Source organism: Arthrobacter sp. NtRootA1 (assembly GCF_019976975.1).
GTDB classification, from domain to species: Bacteria; Actinomycetota; Actinomycetes; order Actinomycetales; family Micrococcaceae; genus Arthrobacter; species Arthrobacter aromaticivorans.
In genome coordinates this window covers 3,482,637-3,502,166 of the sequence record NZ_AP024630.1, presented here as the reverse complement: position 1 = coordinate 3,502,166, position 19,530 = coordinate 3,482,637, and the positions used below count along the sequence as shown (strand labels likewise).

16 protein-coding genes and 2 tRNA genes are annotated in these 19,530 nt (G+C 61.9%); 15 read left to right on the top strand and 3 right to left on the bottom strand.

Annotated features, from left to right (window positions below):
• The first annotated feature begins 67 nt into the window (after positions 1-67).
• From gltX to LDN90_RS15880, 6 genes are all read left to right on the top strand, one after another.
• Positions 68-1,588 carry a glutamate--tRNA ligase gene (gene gltX / locus LDN90_RS15905; protein ID WP_223946324.1) on the top strand — a complete coding sequence of 507 codons (1,521 nt, stop codon included), beginning with the start codon at positions 68-70 and terminating at the stop codon, positions 1,586-1,588.
• A gap of 12 nt (positions 1,589-1,600) precedes the next feature.
• Positions 1,601-2,329: an HAD family hydrolase gene (locus LDN90_RS15900; protein WP_216923879.1), complete on the top strand. Its 729-nt coding sequence runs from the start codon at positions 1,601-1,603 to the stop codon at positions 2,327-2,329.
• Positions 2,330-2,466: 137 nt separating this feature from the next.
• Positions 2,467-2,538 (top strand) — tRNA-Gln (locus LDN90_RS15895).
• A gap of 127 nt (positions 2,539-2,665) precedes the next feature.
• Positions 2,666-2,738: transfer RNA gene (locus tag LDN90_RS15890), tRNA-Glu, on the top strand.
• Positions 2,739-2,894: 156 nt separating this feature from the next.
• Entirely contained in the window at positions 2,895-4,694 is a 1,800-nt protein-coding gene (locus tag LDN90_RS15885) for a dynamin family protein (RefSeq protein ID WP_223946323.1), read from the top strand.
• Positions 4,691-6,310 (top strand): GTPase, encoded by a 1,620-nt coding sequence (locus LDN90_RS15880; RefSeq protein ID WP_223946322.1) that lies wholly within the window; start codon positions 4,691-4,693, stop codon positions 6,308-6,310. Before LDN90_RS15885 ends, LDN90_RS15880 begins: the two co-directional genes overlap by 4 nt.
• Positions 6,311-6,316: 6 nt before the next feature.
• Here LDN90_RS15880 and LDN90_RS15875 read toward each other — a convergent pair whose 3' ends face one another.
• On the bottom strand, positions 6,317-6,853 hold the full coding sequence (locus LDN90_RS15875; protein WP_223946321.1) for a DUF1697 domain-containing protein: 537 nt from the start codon (positions 6,851-6,853) through the stop codon (positions 6,317-6,319).
• 27 nt (positions 6,854-6,880) lie between these two features.
• The gene (locus LDN90_RS15870; RefSeq protein ID WP_014922101.1) at positions 6,881-7,600 is read right to left on the bottom strand and encodes an IclR family transcriptional regulator; all 720 of its coding nucleotides are present in this window, start codon (positions 7,598-7,600) and stop codon (positions 6,881-6,883) included.
• A gap of 151 nt (positions 7,601-7,751) precedes the next feature.
• On the opposite strand from LDN90_RS15870, the gene leuC reads away from it, so the two are divergent.
• The 6 genes from leuC (at position 7,752) to LDN90_RS15840 (ending at position 14,377) form a co-directional block, all read left to right on the top strand.
• Entirely contained in the window at positions 7,752-9,203 is a 1,452-nt protein-coding gene (gene leuC / locus LDN90_RS15865; RefSeq protein ID WP_223946320.1) for a 3-isopropylmalate dehydratase large subunit, read from the top strand.
• A 9-nt stretch (positions 9,204-9,212) separates the two neighbouring features.
• On the top strand, positions 9,213-9,812 hold the full coding sequence (leuD, locus tag LDN90_RS15860; RefSeq protein WP_216923874.1) for a 3-isopropylmalate dehydratase small subunit: 600 nt from the start codon (positions 9,213-9,215) through the stop codon (positions 9,810-9,812).
• A 206-nt stretch (positions 9,813-10,018) separates the two neighbouring features.
• Positions 10,019-11,344 (top strand): UDP-N-acetylglucosamine 1-carboxyvinyltransferase, encoded by a 1,326-nt coding sequence (gene murA / locus LDN90_RS15855; RefSeq protein WP_223946319.1) that lies wholly within the window; start codon positions 10,019-10,021, stop codon positions 11,342-11,344.
• 11 nt (positions 11,345-11,355) lie between these two features.
• On the top strand, positions 11,356-12,189 hold the full coding sequence (locus LDN90_RS15850; protein WP_216923872.1) for a lysophospholipid acyltransferase family protein: 834 nt from the start codon (positions 11,356-11,358) through the stop codon (positions 12,187-12,189).
• On the top strand, positions 12,186-13,238 hold the full coding sequence (locus LDN90_RS15845; protein WP_223946318.1) for an NAD(P)H-dependent glycerol-3-phosphate dehydrogenase: 1,053 nt from the start codon (positions 12,186-12,188) through the stop codon (positions 13,236-13,238). The genes LDN90_RS15850 and LDN90_RS15845 overlap by 4 nt, the downstream gene beginning before the upstream one ends.
• A complete protein-coding gene (locus LDN90_RS15840) occupies positions 13,238-14,377 on the top strand; it encodes a D-alanine--D-alanine ligase family protein (protein ID WP_223949306.1) in 1,140 nt (379 codons plus the stop codon). Before LDN90_RS15845 ends, LDN90_RS15840 begins: the two co-directional genes overlap by 1 nt.
• Before the next feature lie 72 nt (positions 14,378-14,449).
• Here the strand turns inward: LDN90_RS15840 and LDN90_RS15835 are convergent, their stop codons facing one another.
• Positions 14,450-14,959 (bottom strand): DUF3515 domain-containing protein, encoded by a 510-nt coding sequence (locus LDN90_RS15835; RefSeq protein ID WP_216923870.1) that lies wholly within the window; start codon positions 14,957-14,959, stop codon positions 14,450-14,452.
• 245 nt (positions 14,960-15,204) lie between these two features.
• On the opposite strand from LDN90_RS15835, the gene thiL reads away from it, so the two are divergent.
• From thiL to LDN90_RS15820, 3 genes are read left to right on the top strand one after another with little or no spacing between them, the layout of a single operon-like run.
• Positions 15,205-16,164 carry a thiamine-phosphate kinase gene (gene thiL / locus LDN90_RS15830; protein WP_263426298.1) on the top strand — a complete coding sequence of 320 codons (960 nt, stop codon included), beginning with the start codon at positions 15,205-15,207 and terminating at the stop codon, positions 16,162-16,164.
• Positions 16,165-16,186: 22 nt separating this feature from the next.
• The gene (locus tag LDN90_RS15825) at positions 16,187-17,266 is read left to right on the top strand and encodes a DAK2 domain-containing protein (RefSeq protein ID WP_223946316.1); all 1,080 of its coding nucleotides are present in this window, start codon (positions 16,187-16,189) and stop codon (positions 17,264-17,266) included.
• Positions 17,256-19,511 carry an ATP-dependent DNA helicase RecG gene (locus tag LDN90_RS15820; protein WP_223946315.1) on the top strand — a complete coding sequence of 752 codons (2,256 nt, stop codon included), beginning with the start codon at positions 17,256-17,258 and terminating at the stop codon, positions 19,509-19,511. The genes LDN90_RS15825 and LDN90_RS15820 overlap by 11 nt, the downstream gene beginning before the upstream one ends.
• The last annotated feature ends 19 nt before the right edge of the window (positions 19,512-19,530 follow it).

Here is a 19,530-nt window from a genome sequence, read left to right as displayed (position 1 = left end):
CGCGGGCCGTCGTCGGGCCATTCCTGCGGGGAACCGGGCCGATATCAAGCGGTAAAGTTGAAGCACTATGACTACTGCTTCTGCGTCCAGCGCTGCCTCCAGCGCCATCCCTGCCGTCAACGCCGAGACTCCAGTCCGCGTCCGCTTCTGCCCGTCGCCTACGGGAACGCCGCACGTTGGCTTGATCCGCACTGCCCTGTTCAACTGGGCCTATGCGCGCCATACCGGTGGCAAGCTGATATTCCGCATTGAGGACACTGACTCTGCCCGCGACAGCGAGGAGAGCTACCACCAGCTGCTGGATGCCCTTAAGTGGCTGGGCATCGACTGGGATGAGGGCGTCGAAGTAGGCGGACCGCATGAGCCATACCGCCAGTCACAGCGTGGAGATATCTACCAGGACGTCATCGCCAAGCTCAAGGCTGGGGGACATGTCTACGAGTCCTACTCCACGCCGGACGAGATCGAAGCCCGCCACCGGGCAGCTGGCCGCGATCCCAAACTTGGGTATGACGGCTTCGACCGCCACCTGACCGAGGAACAGCTTGCCCAGTTCAAGGCCGAAGGCCGGGAAGCAGTGCTGCGTCTTCGCATGCCGGATGAGGACCTGACCTTCAAGGATCTCGTTCGCGGCGAGATCACGTTCAAGGCCGGTTCGGTGCCCGACTTCGCGGTTGTGCGTGCCAATGGTGCTCCGCTGTACACGCTGGTGAACCCGGTGGACGATGCCCTCATGGGCATCACGCACGTGCTTCGCGGGGAGGACCTCCTGAGTTCCACGCCCCGGCAGATCGCGCTGTACCGGGCGCTCTACGCGATCGGCGTGGCGGAGTACATGCCGGAGTTCGGTCACCTGCCCTACGTCATGGGCCAGGGTAACAAGAAGCTTTCCAAGCGCGATCCGGAATCCAGCCTGTTCCTGCACCGCGAGCGTGGCTTCATCCCTGAAGGCCTGCTCAACTACCTGTCCCTGCTGGGCTGGTCACTGAACGCGGACGAGGACATTTTCACCGTGGAGCAGCTCGTGGCCAACTTCGACATCCATGATGTCCTAGGTAACCCTGCGCGCTTCGACCTCAAGAAAGCCGAGGCCATCAACGGGACCCACGTACGTATGCTCGAGCCGGAGGACTTCAAGCAGAGGCTCGTCCCGTATCTCCGTGCTGCGGGCTTCGTGGGGGAGATCCTCACGCATCGGCAGGAGGAGATCCTCGGGGAGGCGGCTCCTCTGGTCCAAGAGCGCATCACACTTCTGGGCGAAGCTCCTGAGATGTTGGCCTTCCTCTTCAAGGCCGACGACGCGATCGATGTTGCTGACGACGCCCGTAAGGGGCTCCCGGAGAACCTGCAGGAAGTGCTTGACGCGGCACTTGCTGCGTTGGAGCCCATAGAGGATTGGACCGCTGAGAACATTCAGACGGCACTCAAGCAGGCATTGGTCGAGGACCTTGGCATCAAGCCCCGTGCTGCCTTTGGGCCGGTGCGCACCGCTATTTCAGGCCGACGTATTTCTCCGCCGCTGTTCGAGTCAATGGTGATCCTGGGTAAGGACTCCTCATTGGCCCGCGTTCGCGCGTTCCGGGGCTAGGCGGCAACGGTCATGGCTATTGCAAGCTCCTTCGGAACTATCCGCGGTGTTCTGTTCGACATCGACGACACCTTGGTGGACCTTGAGTACGCCATGACAACGGCGCTGCGTGATGTTAGCGAACATCTCCTGCCCGGCCTTGACCAGGCCGGGTGGGTGAAGTTCGGCCGTATCTTCACCCACGAGACAACGCATTTCTATGACCGCTACCTTGCTGGCGAACTGACCTTCAATGAGCAGCGCCTTTTGAGGGGCCGGGCAGCCTTGGGCCACTTTGGCGTTGAGCTCGGAGACGGTGAGGAATCGCAGTCCTGGGTTGCTGAGTACCATCAGCGGCAAACGGCCTACGTGCGCGCTTTCGACGACGTAGCAGGCGTGCTGGATGCGCTCGACGCTGCGGACATTCCCTACGGTGCTGTCAGCAACAACGTTCATGACTACCAACGGGCCAAGTTGGATGGGGCGGGCCTGTCCAGGATCAAGATCCTCGTAGGAACGGATACGGTCGGCGTGGCGAAGCCGCATCCTGCAATCTACCTTGAGGGCGTGCGGCTGCTGGGGACAGAACCCGGTGAGACTCTCTACGTTGGGGACAACCGGCTTCTTGACGCGGACGGCGCAACGGCCGCCGGCCTTATTGGCGTGTGGCTCAACAGGACCGGGGAAGAGGTTGAAGAGTTCGTCGGGCGTCAGGTGGATTCGTTGTCGAGACTGCTGATTAAGGCACCTTCCGCAGCCTGACATCCATGTGATGCAGGTAACGGCCTCGCGATTTGTGCAGGTGGCAAGACTCCGGTAGAGTCATTACTCGTGCTGAGGGGCACGGAGGGAAAAGCCAAGGGAAACCACGGCGAAGAACTCCGGTCCAAAAGTCACTTTGGGATATGGTGTAATTGGCAACACTACGGTTTCTGGTACCGTCATTCTAGGTTCGAGTCCTGGTATCCCAGCTCTGAAATTCCGCTCTATTGCAGCGGAAAATCAGAATTCCACATCGCTTAGCCGATTTGGAAGAGAGCTGAAAGTGTGAAATACTCATTCAGCTTGTTCGCCGGAAACGGCGAAGAAAAAGTGCAAGGCCCCATCGTATAGCGGCCTAGTACGCCGCCCTCTCACGGCGGTAACGCGGGTTCGAATCCCGCTGGGGTCACAAACAATTCCCCCGGAACTTTGGTTCCGGGGGAATTCTTGGTTTAAGCGCATTTTCGTTAGCGAGCCGACATTCCGGGTTAGCCTCCCCCCGACATTCCCTCCAGCCGGGCTCCTGATGACCCGCTGACAGTCCTTAGGCTGGCATGATGATGCTGTGACCGCACATGAAGAGCCGCCAAGAGCAGGGACCAGTCCTGTCACGAATAAAGCCCAGGCTGATGCCGTCAACACCCTTGAAGCGGCCCGGAGCGAACTAGCGGGCGCAGCCTTGCCACTCGCCTTGCCCGATGCCGAAGCCGGGCGCCGCTTGATCAGGGAGACCCTCGCACAGCTCGACGACTATGTGATCCCCAGGTACCGCAGCCTGGACGCGCCGCTGCTGGCCGTCGTCGGAGGTTCCACTGGTGCCGGTAAATCGACGCTGGTTAATGCGTTGGTAGGCTACCCGGTGACACGTGCCGGAGCTATTAGACCGACAACGCGCCAGCCGATCCTCCTCCACCATCCGCAGGATGGGGAGTGGTTTGAGGGCCAGCGCATTCTTCCCAACCTGGAGCGGATCAGGGGCAGCGTCTCTGAGGAACCGTTGCCTGCAAATCAAGCCGGGATGGCGCCGGATGCCCAGGCAATCACCTCCCTGGTGCTCGTGGGTCACGACCATGTGCCCCAGGGCGTGGCGATTCTGGATGCGCCGGACGTCGACTCCATTTCCGATAACAATCGCAGGCTGGCGGGTCAGTTGCTCGCCGCAGCGGATCTTTGGGTGTTCGTCACCACGGCAAACAGATACGCCGACGCCGTCCCGTGGCGCCTGCTCCTGGATGCGGCTTCGCGGGACATTACGGTCGCCGTGGTGCTGGACCGCGTGCCACCGGCAGCGGAGGAAGAAGTCAGGACGGACCTCAAGGCGATGTTGGATCGTCAGGGCTTGGCTACTGCAGAACTCTTCGTGGTTCAGGAAAGTGCATTGGACGATTTGGGCATGCTACCTGCCGAAGCGGTCGACGGATTGCGTCATTGGCTCGCCGGTCTTGCCGCTGATGCTGCCGGACGAGCGGACGTCGCGCGGCGTACGCTCAATGGTGCCATCAAAGCAGTGAGCGCCCGGTTTGAAGCCATTGCAGCTGCGGCTGCAGCCCAGGATGCTGCGGCGCATGAGCTGCGCTCCGTCTGCATTCACGAATACGACGACGCCCTGCTTCGCATTCTGGAAGCAACCAAGGACGGTGCGCTGCTGCGCGGGGAAGTGCTGGCACGATGGCAGGATTTTGTGGGCACGGGAGAATTCTTCCGTGCACTTGAGCAGAACATAGGGCGTATGCGGGACCGGATTGGGGCATTCTTCAGGGGTGAACCCGCCCCGGCTGTGAAAGTCGAGACCGCGATCGAGACAGGTTTGCAAGCAGTGATTCTTGATGAGGCCGCCAATGCCGCAGAAAACGTCGACAGGCGCTGGCGCTCGGACGCGGCAGGCCGCCAGCTCTTGGGCGCCGCAGATCTTTCAGGGACCAGTCCTGGCTTTGACGCGAAGGCCGCGGCCGCCATCCGCTCCTGGCAGGAAGGACTCATGGAACTGATCCGCACCCAAGGTCAGGAAAAGCGCACGCAGGCCCGGTGGCTCTCCTTCGGCGTGAACGGGCTGGGCGCAGCGCTGATGGTGGTGGTTTTCTCCATGACTGCCGGTTTGACAGGGTTGGAGATAGGCATTGCGGGTGGAACGGCTGTGGTGGGGCAGAAGCTGCTTGAAGCTGTCTTCGGTGAGGATGCCGTCCGTCGGCTTGCCCAGCAAGCCAGGGCCGATCTTCACACGTCCTGCCAACGCCTTCTCGAGGAAGAACGGGACAGGTTCCTCGGTCGGCTGGAGGCCACTGGCTTGGACGGTGGCACCGTCCATAGCGATATGCACCTCGACCACCATGCCAAGGCACTCCGTCGCTTGGCAGGAGCGGCATGAGCCGGCACAGCCAAGTCCGGGAATCGTCCCAACTCCAGCGGCGGCTCGAAGCGCTGAACACAGCACGGGAGCTGGCCGAGGGAGTGCTGCCCGAGGAGGAACTGCAATCCGTCTATGAGGTCCTTGAACGGGCCTCGTCCAGACGCTCGTTGTCGGCAGGACACACGGTGGTGGGCTTTTTCGGGGCCACAGGAAGCGGCAAGTCATCCTTGTTCAATGCCGTTTCCAGCAGCAATCTGGCAACCGCGGCAGCCCGTCGGCCCACCACATCCGCGCCGTTGGCAGGAATTTGGGGCGAGGACGGAAGTGGGCCGCTGCTGGACTGGCTCGGAGTGCAGGAGCGGCACAGCCTGCCCGGGCTCCCAGGCCTGGCCTCTGCGGAGAGCGGCCTGATCCTGCTGGACCTTCCCGACTTTGATTCAACGAAAGTGGAGAACCGGGAGGTAGTCCAGCGCATGGTCGGGATGGTGGACGTCCTGGTCTGGGTGCTGGACCCGCAGAAGTATGCAGATGCTGCCGTGCACAACGACTTCCTGCGTCCGATGGCCTCCCATGGAGCCGTCACACTTGTTGTCCTGAACCAAATAGACAAGCTCAACGACGCCGACACCGCTGACGTGCTTCATTCCCTGAAAGGCATCCTTGAGCGCGACGGCCTGGATGACGTTCGCATCCTGGGCGCCTCGGCACTGACTGGCGAAGGCATCGATGCCGTCCGTGGTGCCATCCGGGACGTCGTGATCCAACGGGAGGCCGCCACAAAACGCTTGGCTGCCGATGTCTCCAAGGCTGCTGCCGAACTGTTCCAGGTTTCAGGTGCAGGCGAGGCTCGCGGCATCAAAGCAAACACCAAGGCTAGACTCGCCACTGAATTGTCGACGGCGGCCAACGTACCTGTGGTGGTTGACGCGGTAGCGCGATCCTTCAAGAGGGAATCGGCGCGGCGGACGGGATGGCCCGTGACGCGCTGGTTGCTGCGATTCCGGCCTGATCCCCTGCGGAGGCTGAACCTGGGTAGGCAGGACACCAGGCCCGAACTCAACCGGACTTCCTTGCCGGTAGCGGGCGCACCCGAACGTGCGAGGACGGATGCCGCAGTGCGTGATTTTGTGGATGAGGCTTCGGAAGGCGCTCCTGGCCCGTGGCGGGCGTCCATCCGTGCTGTGGCCAGGGAAAGCCGCGAGCAACTGCCGGATGCCCTGGACCAAGCCATCGCCGGGACGGATCTCAAAACGTCAAAACGCCCGTTCTGGTGGTTGTTGTTCAACTCACTTCAATGGATCGCACTTCTCCTGGCGGTCGGTGGACTTGGTTGGCTTGGGCTCCTGGCCGCGCTCGGCTATTTCCAAATGCCTGTGCCGGAGGTTCCGAGGACTGAGGGATGGCCCTGGCCTACGTTGATGGTGGCCTGCGGAGTGGTTTTGGGGATTGTTCTTGCCATCTTCGGCAGAATCATCGGCGGCTGGGCCGCTCGCCTGCGCGCCAAGGGCGTGGCCAAAAGACTGAAAACCGCGATAGCAGGCGTAGCTGAGCAGCGCATCGTGGAACCGGTGGAGGTGCAGATTGCCCGTTTAGGTGCCTTCAACGCGGCGATAGAAACCGCGCGCAAAGGATAGGGACGTCTATAGATCGGCCGCAGCGTCCTTGACTTTGATCAGGGTCCGAAGGTTCCGCGTTGTGGTGCTGGCCTTGTACCGCGGCTTGGCAGAGAGTTTGCTGAAGGGACTATCCAAGGTGCCTCCGGCCGGTGATAGCCAAGCGGTAGCTTCCGGTCCGAGCCGCACCTGTTCCACGCCACCAAGGGCCTCTCCGGCCTCAAAGAGCTCGTCCAGCATGGCTTTGTCCGAGGTGAGCGTGATGTAGCTGTGCGTGGCTTTGTCGTCGGCAGGGTACGGGCAGGCATCCACGAGTTCGGCCACCCGCGAAGAAGTGAGGACAACAACCCAGGCGTCGTAGCCGAAGGATTCACGCAGGCACTTTTCGAACTGGGCTTTTACATCCTTGATGCTCAGATCACTCTTCAGGACAACGTTTCCACTCGCCAACAGCGTCTTCACGTCAGAGAATGGGTAGCCCTTAAGTGCCGATTTCAGGTCGGCCATCTTGATGTTGATCCCGCTGACGTTGATGCCCCTCAGGAATACTGCGTAGGTGGTCATGGACGTCCCCCTTCAAAGACAGCAGGTCTAGTCGTTGTTCTTGCGCAAGGCTTCTGTCAGTACCCGGGCGGCATTGCAGACGACCTCGGCGTGCAATCGTCCTGGCTGACGCGTGAGGCGCTCAATGGGACCTGAAATGGACACTGCGGCTATGACCCGTCCAGAGGGTCCACGGACCGGAGCGGAAACCGAGGCGACCCCCGGCTCGCGTTCGCCCAGGCTCTGACCCCAGCCCCGGCGTCGTACTCCTGCCAGGACGGTGGGCGTAAAGCGGGCGTTCTGGAGTCCTTCCAGCAGGCGGTCGTGGTCTTCCCAAGCGAGGAGGACCTGCGCGGCCGAGCCAGCTTTCATGGACAGCTGGGTTCCCACCGGAATGGTATCGCGCAGCCCGATCGGACGCTCCGCTGAGGCAACGCATACGCGCCAATCGCCCTGCCTGCGGAAAATCTGGGCGCTCTCGCCGGTAGCGTCCCGCAGTTGGATGAGCACCGGCCCTGCAGAAGCGATGAGCCGGTCTTCACCGGCCGCGGATGCGAGTTCCACCAAGCGGCTGCCCAGAACGAATCGTCCCTGGATGTCGCGACTGACCAGCCGGTGGTGGACCAAGGCCAGCGCGAGCCGGTGAACGGTGGGCCGGGCGAGGCCCGTGGCCGCTACAAGTTGTGCAAGTGTTGTTGGCCCGGCCTCGAGGGCATCGAGTACTTGGGCCGCTTTATCAATGACCCCGACTCCACTAGAATTGTCCATGTAATGATATTGCCGTCTCAATATCTGAGATGCAAGTTGTTTCACTGGCCTATTTTGCGGCCCTGCTGGTTCAGTGGTTAGAAGAGTTCAGTGGTTAGAAGAACAGTTCAGTGGATGAAGAACATCCAACTTCAGTGAAGGGAGCAAGGCCGTGGGAAAGACACTGGCCGAGAAAGTCTGGGACGCGCATGTAGTGCGCAAGGGTGAAGGCGAAGGAGCCAATGCCCAGCCCGACCTTCTTTTCATTGACTTGCACCTGGTCCACGAGGTGACGTCACCGCAGGCTTTCGAAGGGTTGCGCCTGGCTGGCCGCAAGCTGCGCCGCACCGATCTCACCATTGCCACGGAGGACCACAACACTCCCACACTGGACATCGACAAGCCCATCGCGGACCTGACCAGCCGCACGCAGATTGAAACGCTGCGCGCCAACTGCAAGGAATTCGGCGTCCGCCTGCACTCGCTCGGCGATAAGGAACAGGGCATCGTGCACGTTGTGGGTCCGCAGCTGGGCCTGACCCAGCCGGGCATGACGGTGGTGTGCGGCGACTCGCACACCTCCACGCACGGCGCCTTCGGTGCACTGGCCATGGGTATCGGAACCTCTGAGGTCGAGCACGTCATGGCAACCCAGACGCTGTCCTTGAAGCCGTTCAAGACCATGGCGATCAACGTTGAAGGGACACTGCGTCCCGGCGTCACTGCCAAGGACATCATCCTGGCCGTCATTGCGAAGATCGGGACGGGCGGTGGACAGGGCTATGTCCTGGAGTACCGTGGTTCCGCCATCCGGGCCCTGTCGATGGATGCCCGCATGACCATCTGCAACATGTCCATCGAGGCTGGCGCCCGTGCCGGAATGGTCGCCCCGGACCAGACCACCTATGACTACATGCAGGGCCGTCCGCATGCGCCCGAAGGCGCTGACTGGGACGCCGCCGTCGAGTACTGGAACACTCTGCACACTGACGCCGACGCGACGTTCGACGTCGAAGTGGACCTCGATGCCAACACCCTCGAGCCGTTCGTCACCTGGGGCACCAACCCTGGCCAGGGCGTTTCGCTGTCAGCCAAGGTTCCGTCCCCGGAAGACTTCGGAGATGAGAACGCCAAGGCTGCCGCGGAGCGCGCGCTTCAGTACATGGGCCTTGAGGCAGGCACACCCATGAAGGACATCCGCGTGGATACCGTGTTCCTGGGCTCCTGCACCAACTCCCGGATTGAGGACCTGCGGGCCGCGGCGGACATTATCCGCGGCCGCGAGAAGGATCCGGAGGTCCGAATGCTTGTGGTGCCGGGTTCCGCCCGTGTCCGTCTGGAAGCTGAAGCTGAGGGCCTGGACAAGGTGTTCAAGGATTTCGGTGCCGAGTGGCGCTTCGCCGGTTGTTCCATGTGCCTGGGTATGAACCCGGACCAGCTGGAGCCGGGGGAGCGTTGCGCATCAACGTCCAACCGCAACTTTGAGGGCCGCCAGGGCAAGGGTGGCCGTACGCACCTTGTCTCTCCCGTGGTGGCTGCCGCGACAGCCGTTCGCGGAACATTGAGCTCGCCGTCGGACCTTGAGCCCGCTTCTGCAGGCACATTGACCGAAATCGCAGTCTAGGAGGATCCCATGGAAGCATTCACCACCCACACCGGCATCGGTGTTCCGCTGCGCCAGAGCAATGTGGATACCGACCAGATCATCCCGGCGGTCTACCTCAAGCGCATCACGCGCACAGGCTTTGAAGACGCCCTCTTCGCTGCGTGGCGCAAGGACGAGTCGTTCATCCTCAACCAGGCCCCGTTCAAGGCCGGCTCCGTGCTGGTGGCCGGCCCCGACTTTGGCACGGGTTCCTCCCGTGAGCACGCCGTCTGGGCGTTGAAGGACTACGGCTTCAAGGCCGTGTTGTCCTCTCGTTTCGCCGATATTTTCCGTGGTAACTCAGGCAAGCAAGGACTCCTGGCCGCCCAGGTTGCCCAGGATGACATCGAGCTCATCTGGAAGGTCCTGGAAAATGCCCCCGGCACCGAAGTCAAGGTGGACCTGGTCTCCAAGACGGTGGAATGCGGCAACGTCGTGGCCCCGTTTGAGATCGACGACTACACCCGCTGGCGCCTCCTGGAAGGCCTCGACGACATCGGCCTGACCCTCCAGCACGAGGAAGACATCACCGCTTACGAGGCCACCAGGCCCGCCTTCAAACCGAAGACCCTTCCGGCGAAAAGCTGACGGATCCGTCGTCGGCTGAATGCTGCGGAACCAGGACCGGTGGGCCCCTTAGGGTGGGCTCGCCGGTCCTTTTTTCGGAGGATTGATGGATACAGGATCTGCCCGGCACGGGGCGGCTCCATTTCGGTTAGGTAACCCGAGCTTCTATGCTTAGCTGGAGCCTTTGTAAGTATGGGGGGCGAGTAGTCGTGAGGAAACCGGTATAGATGAGTAGTGTTCTGACAATCCGCGGTGGCGTCCCGTTGACAGGGCGGGTGACCGTTCGCGGTGCCAAGAACCTTGTGCCCAAGGCCATGGTGGCGGCGTTGCTGGGCAGCGAACCATCAGTGCTTCGGAACGTGCCGGAAATCAAGGACGTGGAGGTTGTTACCAGCCTCCTGAAGCTCCACGGGGTGACTGTGGTCAAGGACCCCGCCACGGGCGATCTGACACTGAATCCGAAGGATGCCAAAACCGCATCCAGCACCGCTATTGACGCGCACGCCGGCGATTCACGCATCCCGATCCTGCTGTGCGGCCCTTTGATCCACGCGATCGGAGAGGCTTTCATTCCGGACCTCGGCGGCTGCAAAATCGGCGATCGTCCTATCGACTACCACCTGAACGTCCTGCGCCAGTTTGGCGCCGTCGTGGAAAAGCGCCCGGGTGGCATCCACATCTCCGCGCCCAACGGCCTGCACGGCGCCAAGATCTCCCTTCCCTATCCATCTGTGGGTGCCACCGAGCAAGTGTTGCTGAGCGCCACGCGCGCGGAAGGAATCACGGAACTCAGCGGCGCTGCAACGGAACCGGAGATCATCGACCTCATCTCCGTGCTGCAGAAGATGGGTGCGATCATCAGCGTCCAGACTGACCGCACTATCCGTATCGAGGGTGTCAAGGACTTGGGCGGCTATAACCACCGGGCCCTTCCGGATCGGAACGAGACGGCGTCCTGGGCCTCGGCCGCGTTGGTGACGCGTGGCGACATTTTTGTTGAAGGCGCTTCACAGCGGGACATGATGACCTTCCTGAACACCTACCGCAAGGTGGGGGGCGGCATGGACATTGGTGATGACGGCATCCGTTTTTACCACCCCGGAGGCAAGCTTTCCCCACTGGTCCTGGAGACGGATGTGCACCCAGGCTTCATGACTGACTGGCAGCAGCCCTTGGTGGTGGCTTTGACCCAGGCGGAGGGTGTGTCGATCGTGCATGAGACGGTCTATGAGAACCGTTTCGGGTTTACCGATGCCCTGGCCCGGATGGGTGCAAACATCCAGGTCCACCGTGAGTGCCTTGGCAGCGTCCCCTGCCGCTTCGGCCAGAGGAACTTCCTGCATTCTGCCGTGATCTCCGGTCCCACGCCGCTGCGGGGGACCGAGATTGACATCCCTGATCTTCGCGGTGGCTTTAGCCACCTCATCGCAGCTTTGGCCGCGACGGGCACCTCCAGGGTCACTGGCATCGATATCATCAACCGCGGATATGAGCGCTTTACGGAGAAGCTCGCTGGCCTGGGCGCCGATTTCGACATCATCACCACCAAGTAGCGGGGGACCCTTTGAAGGAATCGGCCAAGAGCCGGGCTACGTTCATGCTCCTGGCGGGCATTGCGCGTCCGTTGATGAACGTGTTGATGGGCAAGAAGTGGGAGGGCACTGGGAAGCTCCCCGCGGGCGGCTTCATCGCAGCACCGAACCACTGCACCGAAATTGATCCCGTCGTGATCGGGCACATGCTGTACAACCAGAAACGTCCTCCGCACTTCCTCGCGAAGGCAGGACTCTTCAAAGCACCTGTGCTGGGAACTTTGCTGCGGGCGACGAACCAGATTCCGGTTGAACGCTCGACGGCGGGAGCGAACCGCTCGCTGCAAGTCGCCAAAGAGGTGGTGGACGCCGGAGGTGCGATCATCATCTACCCCGAGGGAACCCTGACCCGGGACCCGGACCTGTGGCCGATGAAGGGGCATACTGGCGCTGCCCGCTTGGCATTGCAGACAGGTGCACCCGTAGTTCCAATGGCTCACTGGGGGGCCCATGAGGTTTTCCCCCGATACGCCAAGCGCTTCCATATCTTTCCTCGAAAGACCGTCAGGGTTCTCGTCGGTGAGCCCGTGGATCTGAGCGCTTTCGCGGACCGGCCCATGGACCGGGCCACGCTGTCCGAAGCTACAGACGTCATCATGGACGCGGTCACCGCGCTCCTGGCAACCCTGCGCGATGAGGAGCCGCCCGCCGAACGCTGGGATCCGGCCGTTCATAAGCAAGCCAAACATGGCCGGTTCGTGGAGCGGGGTTCAAACGCTGCACTGGGCGCAGCGCCTGAAACGGCTGCAGAACCCGCTGGCAACGAAGCATCTCTTGAGGATCCGGAATCGGAGGGCAGCAAATGACGGTCATTGAAAGCCCTGTCCCTGCTCCGGACACCGTAGCGGTACTTGGCGCAGGTTCGTGGGGAACTACGTTCGCCAAGATCCTCGCGGATGCTGCTGCAACTGCCGGGGTGGAGCGGAGGATCCGTATTTGGGGGCGGCGCGCCCGGGTAGTTGATCAAATCAACGCGGATCACCGCAATGAGCAGTACTTGAAGGACATCGAACTTCCCCACGCAGTCACCGCATCAACGGATGTTGCAGAGGTCCTGCAGGATGCCGGTCTCGTGGTCCTGGCCGTGCCGGCCCAATCGCTGCGGCCCCAGTTGGGAGAATGGAAGCGCCTGCTCGCACCGGACGCAATTGTCGTATCGCTCATGAAGGGCCTCGAACTGGGGACTGATGCACGCATGAGCGAGGTCATCGCCCAGGAGCTCGGCATCCCCGAATCACGTGTGGTGGTGGTCTCTGGACCCAACCTCGCCATGGAGATTGCAAGGGAACAACCCACTGCGTCTGTAGTTGCCTGCAGTGACGCCGATACCGCCGCCGCAATCGCACTCTGCTGCACCGCACCGTACTTCCGTCCCTACACCAGCACCGATGTTGTGGGCGTTGAGATCGGCGGGATCGTCAAGAATGTGATTGCCCTGGCCGTGGGGATCTGCGAGGGGCGACAGATGGGTGACAACACCAAAGCGTCAGTCATCACACGAGGCCTCGCTGAGACGTCCCGGCTTGCCTTGGCGCTGGGTGGAGAGGCCCACACTATGGCGGGTCTCGCGGGGCTCGGCGACCTCGTTGCAACGTGCTCATCTGCGCTTTCCCGAAATCACACAGCTGGAAGGCTTTTGGGCGAGGGGCTGAGCCTCGAGCAGGTGGCGGAACAGATGACGCAAACCGCTGAAGGCATTAAATCCGGCCCTGCCGTGCATGAATTGGCGGGCAAACTGAACGTCGAAATGCCCATTACCGCCGCCGTTGTGGCGGTGCTTGAAGGCAAAATGTCCGTTGATGACCTGGGGCCGCGATTGCTGGCCCGGGCCCTTAAGTCCGAAGGCGACTACTGATTGTGACTGAAGAATCCACCCCCGTGACCGGCCGTCGACCCCGTGTAGCGGTCCTTTTCGGCGGACGTTCCAGCGAACACGCTGTTAGTTGCGTAACGGCGGCAGGCGTCATGGGTGCCATTGATAAGAGCAAATACGATGTCGTGCCGATTGGTATTGCCAAGTCCGGACAATGGGTCCTTGCATCGGGGGACACCAGCCAGTGGTCCTTGAGCTCGTCGGCGCTTCCTGAGGTTTCGCCGTCGGACCGGACTGTCACCTTGGCAGAGGTGGGCGGCGAGCACCAGTTGATCGTGACCGCGCCGAATGCGATACCCGAGGAACTCGGTTCCGTGGACGTCGTCTTTCCTTTGCTCCATGGCCCTTGGGGCGAGGATGGAACAGTCCAAGGCCTCTTGGAGCTATCCGACACACGCTATGTTGGTGCCGGCGTGCTCGCCTCGGCAGTCGGCATGGACAAACACTTCATGAAGGTAGTTTTTGAAGCCGCTGGACTGACCGTGGGGCCCTACATCGCCGTCACGGACCGAGAATGGCTCACGGACGCCGAGGCTGTCCGCAAGCGCGTAGACAAGCTCGGTTTCCCGGTCTTCGTTAAACCTGCCCGTGCAGGCTCCTCCATGGGAATTTCCAAGGTGGATTCTTTGGAAGGCCTTGACGCCGCCATCGAGGAAGCCCGCCGCCACGACTTGAAGCTGGTCATCGAAGCCGGGATCGTCGGGCGCGAAATCGAGTGCGCTGTGCTGCAAGGCAGGGGCACCGATGCGCCCCGCACCTCCATGCCCGGCGAAATTGCGGTGGCTATGGGGGAACACGAGTTCTATGACTTTGCTGCCAAGTATGTTGAAGATGGTGCTGCCGCGTTGAGTTGCCCGGCTGATATGCCGGACGAAGCCATCGCGCGCGTCCGGGAATTGGCCGCTGCCGCCTTTGACGCCGTGGGCGCGGAAGGCCTGAGCCGGGTGGACTTCTTCTACACGCCCGCGGGTGAACTGATTATCAACGAAATCAACACCATGCCGGGCTTCACTCCCAAGAGCATGTACCCGCAGATGTGGGCGGCCTCAGGCCTGTCGTATCGCGAGCTTATCGATGAACTCATCCACTTGGCACTGACCCGCAAAACGGGCCTGCGCTGAACCCTGGCAAATAGCAGCTGGTGTCGGTTGGAACGACCGGCACCAGCTGCTGTGTATGCGGTTGAGTGCCCGCTACTTGGCGGTCGGGAGGTTCTGCAGGTCTTCCTGACCCACGCAGTGCCGCGTTGCTTTGATTTTGCCGGCAGCGGCGGCAAGTTCGGTGAGGACTGTGGCAGAGCTGATGTTGGCGGCTTCCAATTTGACCGGATCGACGAGGATTTCCGTTGCCGGTTCGCGTCCAAAGGTGGTCAGGGTATAGACGCCATCGCCTTCTTTGATCACCCAGTCGATGTCATTCACGCTGACGCAGCGGTCAGTGGTTGGTCCAGGGACGTTTACACCGCAGCGCAGGATGATCTGGGAAGGATCGCCCCAGGCAGCAGTGGCCTGGCTGTTGGTCTTGCGGAGCGCGGCATCGCCGATCTTGTCCGGCAGCGCCACCATCATTGGGGCGCAGGCCGGATTGGCGGCGTCGGTTGCCGCCGTGACGTCCACGGTGGGGGCGCAGGCTGACACTGCGAGGACGGACGCTGCGGCCAGGCTGAAGGCCACGGCGGTCCGCGGAAGGGTCTTTCGGTGCATCACTCCAGCCTATCCCGCCCACGAGGCCGCTTGGCATGCGGTTGGTGCACCGGTTAGGAGAGTCACATTGCCGACGGGGCGCCCGGCTCAGGCTCCGGCGGTATTTTGTCGGTGTCCCGCGATAGCGTAGAGCCGTGCCCCCAAAACAGTCATCCGAAGCCCCAAAACAGTCATCCGAAGTCCCGAAACAGTCATCGGAAGATTGTCCAACAGTCGCAGATCTCTCGGAGTCCGAGCTCCTTGCCCTGATCTTCCCCCGCCTGAACAGCAGCCCCAGTGTCCTGCTGGGTCCCGGCGACGACGCCGCTATGGTTGCCGCCACGGACGGCCGCACACTGATTTCCATCGATACCCAGACCCAGGACCAGGACTTCCGGCTGGAGTGGAACAACGGCTATCGAACCACCGGATACGACGTCGGATGGAAGTCCGCGGCACAGAACCTTAGCGATATCAACGCCATGGGCGGAACGGCTACCTCACTGGTGGTGAGCCTAACCATGCCGCCGGCCACGCCAGTTCAATGGGTTGAGGACTTCGCGGATGGCCTCACCGCTGGGATCATCGGGCTGGGGGTTCCTGATTGCTCCGTCGCTGGGGGTGACCTGGGCCGTGGGCGGGAGATTGCGGTGACTGTCGCCGTCGTCGGTACTTTGGCTGGACAGACGCCTGTGTTGCGTTCCGGTGCGAGGCCGGGAGATGTCGTGGCAGTGGCAGGCACCCTGGGGCGAGCCGCCGCCGGCCTGGCGCTGTTGGAAAGCGATGTCACTGTAACGGACCTCTCAGCTGAGCAGCGTGCACTGTTGGATAGCCAATGCCGGCCCTTGCCTCCGTTGGCTGCCGGGCCGCTAGCCGCACGTTCGGGCGTAACAGCAATGATGGACATTTCAGATGGTTTGCTGCGCGACGGCGGCCGGCTCGCCGCAGCAAGCAACGTCATCCTGGACTTTGACGCTGTTGCGTTGAAGGCCCACGCCCTTCCGCTCGAACCCGCTGCCGCCTTGCTGGGCGTAGATTCCATGCCGTGGGTTCTGGGCGGCGGAGAAGACCACGGACTGCTGGCTACGTTCCCAGCTGGAATTCAGCTGCCGCAGGGCTTCACTGCGATAGGCTCAGTTCAGGCCGTTGTCCAGTCTCAAGGCAGCGGCGTCCGGATTGCCGGACAAGCTGCTGACACCGTGGGATGGGATCATTTTGCAGACTAAGATCGCCGCGAATGCGCACGCCATGAAACGTTGGCTCGGCAAGACAGAGGTGGTCCTTGGCAACCATAGCGACCGCCTGAACGCGATCAACATCTTTCCCGTCGCAGACGGCGATACTGGAACCAATCTTTATCTCACCGCGCGCGCGGCTGTGTCCGCGTTGGCTGGCACCGCTCCTGACGCTGTCGAGACCGGTAACGACGTCGGTGCTGTGCTGTCGCGCGCTGGTCAGGCCGCCATGGAACAGGCAAGGGGTAACTCCGGCACCCTCTTTGCTGTTTTCTTGTGCGCGGCGGCGGAGCCGCTTGCTGGAAAGGCGCGCCTGAGTGCGCCACTGCTGGCCACGGCCCTTAACAGGGCCCAGATCCGAGCCTGGTCGGCCTTGAGCGAACCGGTATCCGGAACCATGCTGTCCGTCCTTGAAGCAGCGGCCCATGCGGCCCAGGCGGTGGATTCCTCCCAGAATAGTGATGACAGCAACCACGCACTGGGCCTTGCCTTGGACGCCGTGGTGGAAGCTGCCTTTCAAGCCGTCGTACGCACAGAGGATGAACTCGCACCCCTGCAGGCGGCGCATGTGGTTGACGCCGGCGGTGTAGGTATGTTGCTGGTGCTGGACTGTCTCCGCTCTGCAGTGCTCGGCGAAGAACTGCAGGATGAGCTCCTGGATGGCCTCCACGGCTACCAGCTGCAGGATCCGCACATCCACCAGCAGATGCCGGCCGACGACGGCGTTGAAGTGATGTGTACCATCAGCCTTTCACCCTTGGACGCGGCCGTGCTGCGCCAACGCCTGGACGAGATGGGTGATTCCGTCATCATGAGCCAGGTTGGCAATACAGGTCACCATCCAGACGACGACGAATCCACCGCTGAGGCCAGTTATCGTTGGCGGGTGCATGTCCACGTACCTGATCCCGCGCCGGCAGTAGCGCTGATCCGGTCTCTGGGGGAGCCAACGGACATCGCAGTCAGCCAACTTGCCCTTCCCCGGGATTCTGAAGAGGGGTCCCGGGATTCTGAAGACGGTCACCGGGACCAGCAAGCAACACAAACTGCAGACCCCAGCAGCATCCCGGGCAAGTCACGGCATGAACACTGAGCTGGAACTGCCCCTGGAACGCAGGATCGGCAAGCGCTCGGCGTCCGTCATTGAAAAGCATCTAGGCCTCAAGACAACCGGCGCGTTGCTGAACTACTTTCCGCGCAGGTATTTGAGCAGGGGCGAACTTACTCCCATCAGCAACCTTCCCCTGGATGAGGAAGTCACTCTCATTGCGCGGGTCCTGTCCAACAGCACCCGTCAGATGCGTGCCCGTCGGGGTTCCATCACGGACGTCGTGGTGACCGATGAAGCCGGTGGAAGCCACGTTTCCGGCACCCTGAAAGTCAGTTTTTTCAATGGTTTCCGGGCCAAGGCCGAGCTCCTCCCGGGACGCCGTGCAATGTTTTCCGGCAAGGTGACCCGCTACGCGGGAGCTTTGGGCCTGACCAATCCAGACTTCCTCCTGCTGGATGAGGATCCGGATGCTGACGGTTCGATGGACCCCGAAAAGCTGGCAGCCATGCCGATTCCCGTCTATCCCGCCACGGCAAAACTAACAAGCTGGTCCATCCACAAGGTGATTACCGCGTTGCTGCAAACCCTGGACCTCGATGCCTTGGCCGATCCCCTTCCGGAGTCGATTGTCAGCAGGGACGGACTGGTCAGTGTGGCTGAGGCGTACCGCCTGATCCATTCGCCTGAAACGGCAAAGGACTGGCAGCGGGCACAGGAACGGTTCCGCTACCAGGAGGCGTTGGTGCTGCAGGCAGCTTTGGCGCGACGACGTGCCCAGCTTGCTGCAGAGGAAGCCACTGCCCGACGCCCAGTCAGCGACGGCCTGCTGCGCGAGTTTGACCGGAACCTGCCCTTTACGCTCACCGCTGGCCAGACAGCAGTGGGAAAGACACTTTCCGAAGAACTTGGCCAGGACACTCCCATGAATCGACTCCTGCAAGGTGAGGTCGGTTCGGGCAAAACCATTGTGGCACTGCGGGCGATGCTGCAGGTGGTTGACGCGGGGGGACAGGCAGCACTCCTCGCGCCCACTGAGGTTTTGGCTGCACAGCATTTCGATTCCATCCGCAGGACCCTGGGTCCGCTGGCCCGCGATCATATGTTCGGGGGTGCCGGCATGCTTGGTGCCGATGCCGGGCAGGCTGGCGTCATGGTGACCCTGCTGACTGGATCCATGCCTGCCTCCGCCCGAAAGCAGGCCATGCTCGACGCCGCCTCGGGCAACGCCGGCATCGTGATCGGCACCCACGCTCTGTTGAGCGACAAAACCAGTTTTCAGGACCTCGGCTTGATCGTGGTGGACGAGCAGCACCGCTTCGGCGTGGAGCAACGTGACGCCCTGCGTGCCAAGGCCCAACGTCCGCCGCATCTGCTGGTTATGACTGCCACGCCGATTCCCCGCACAGTGGCGATGACCGTGTTTGGCGACCTTGAGACTTCCATCCTCGATGAACTCCCCGCTGGGCGCGCGCCCATTTCCACCCATGTTGTAGGGCTCGCCGAGAACCCGGGCTGGGCGGAGCGAATCTGGAAACGATCGCGGGAAGAAGTCGACGCCGGTCATCAGGTCTACGTTGTATGTCCCAAAATCGGGTCTGACGACGACGGCGACTTCAGCCCAGGAGAGGCGGAACCAACGGATGCCGAACTTTCGGATGAAGGTCCGGCCCGCGAACTCGCTTCGGTGACAGCCGTCGTCGAAAGCCTGGTGCAGGAGCCATCCTTGGCCGGGGTGCCCGTGGCGCCCCTCCATGGTCGTCAGGACCCGCTGCTTAAAACCGAGACCATGGCATCGTTCGCGGCAAACCAGACCAAGGTGTTGGTCTCCACCACGGTCATCGAGGTGGGTGTCGACGTTCACAATGCCACCCTGATGGTCATCCTGGACGCCGATCGTTTTGGTATTTCCCAACTCCACCAGCTTCGTGGCCGGGTTGGCCGTGGCGGTCTGCCGGGGACTTGCCTGCTGGTCACTAATTTGGAGCCTGGGCATCCGAGCCGTCGAAGGTTGGACGCAGTGGCGTCCACCACCGACGGGTTCGCGCTCTCCCAGGAAGACCTGAAGTTCCGCCGTGAGGGCGATATCCTCGGTGCCTCACAATCAGGTGGGCGCTCCACGCTTAAGCTGTTGCGTGTCCTGGAGCATGAAGATCTGATTGCCCGTGCTCGCGCGGATGCACAGGCGCTGGTGGCACATGACCCGGCGCTGCGACACCAGCCGGTCCTGGCGGCGACCATTGATGAATACTTGAACCCTGAAAAGGAGGCGTTCCTTGAACGCGGTTAGAGAATCCCCAGGTACGCGA

Excerpts from the sequence above, each read along its gene's own strand:
- gltX (WP_223946324.1), top strand. The coding sequence starts at position 68 with ATGACTACTGCTTCTGCGTCCAGCGCTGCCTCCAGCGCCATCCCTGCC.
- LDN90_RS15900 (WP_216923879.1), top strand. The coding sequence starts at position 1,601 with ATGGCTATTGCAAGCTCCTTCGGAACTATCCGCGGTGTTCTGTTCGAC.
- LDN90_RS15880 (WP_223946322.1), top strand. The coding sequence starts at position 4,691 with ATGAGCCGGCACAGCCAAGTCCGGGAATCGTCCCAACTCCAGCGGCGG.
- LDN90_RS15875 (WP_223946321.1), bottom strand. The coding sequence starts at position 6,853 with ATGACCACCTACGCAGTATTCCTGAGGGGCATCAACGTCAGCGGGATC.
- LDN90_RS15870 (WP_014922101.1), bottom strand. The coding sequence starts at position 7,600 with ATGGACAATTCTAGTGGAGTCGGGGTCATTGATAAAGCGGCCCAAGTA.
- leuD (WP_216923874.1), top strand. The coding sequence starts at position 9,213 with ATGGAAGCATTCACCACCCACACCGGCATCGGTGTTCCGCTGCGCCAG.
- murA (WP_223946319.1), top strand. The coding sequence starts at position 10,019 with ATGAGTAGTGTTCTGACAATCCGCGGTGGCGTCCCGTTGACAGGGCGG.
- LDN90_RS15845 (WP_223946318.1), top strand. The coding sequence starts at position 12,186 with ATGACGGTCATTGAAAGCCCTGTCCCTGCTCCGGACACCGTAGCGGTA.
- LDN90_RS15835 (WP_216923870.1), bottom strand. The coding sequence starts at position 14,959 with ATGCACCGAAAGACCCTTCCGCGGACCGCCGTGGCCTTCAGCCTGGCC.
- LDN90_RS15825 (WP_223946316.1), top strand. The coding sequence starts at position 16,187 with ATGAAACGTTGGCTCGGCAAGACAGAGGTGGTCCTTGGCAACCATAGC.
- LDN90_RS15820 (WP_223946315.1), top strand. The coding sequence starts at position 17,256 with ATGAACACTGAGCTGGAACTGCCCCTGGAACGCAGGATCGGCAAGCGC.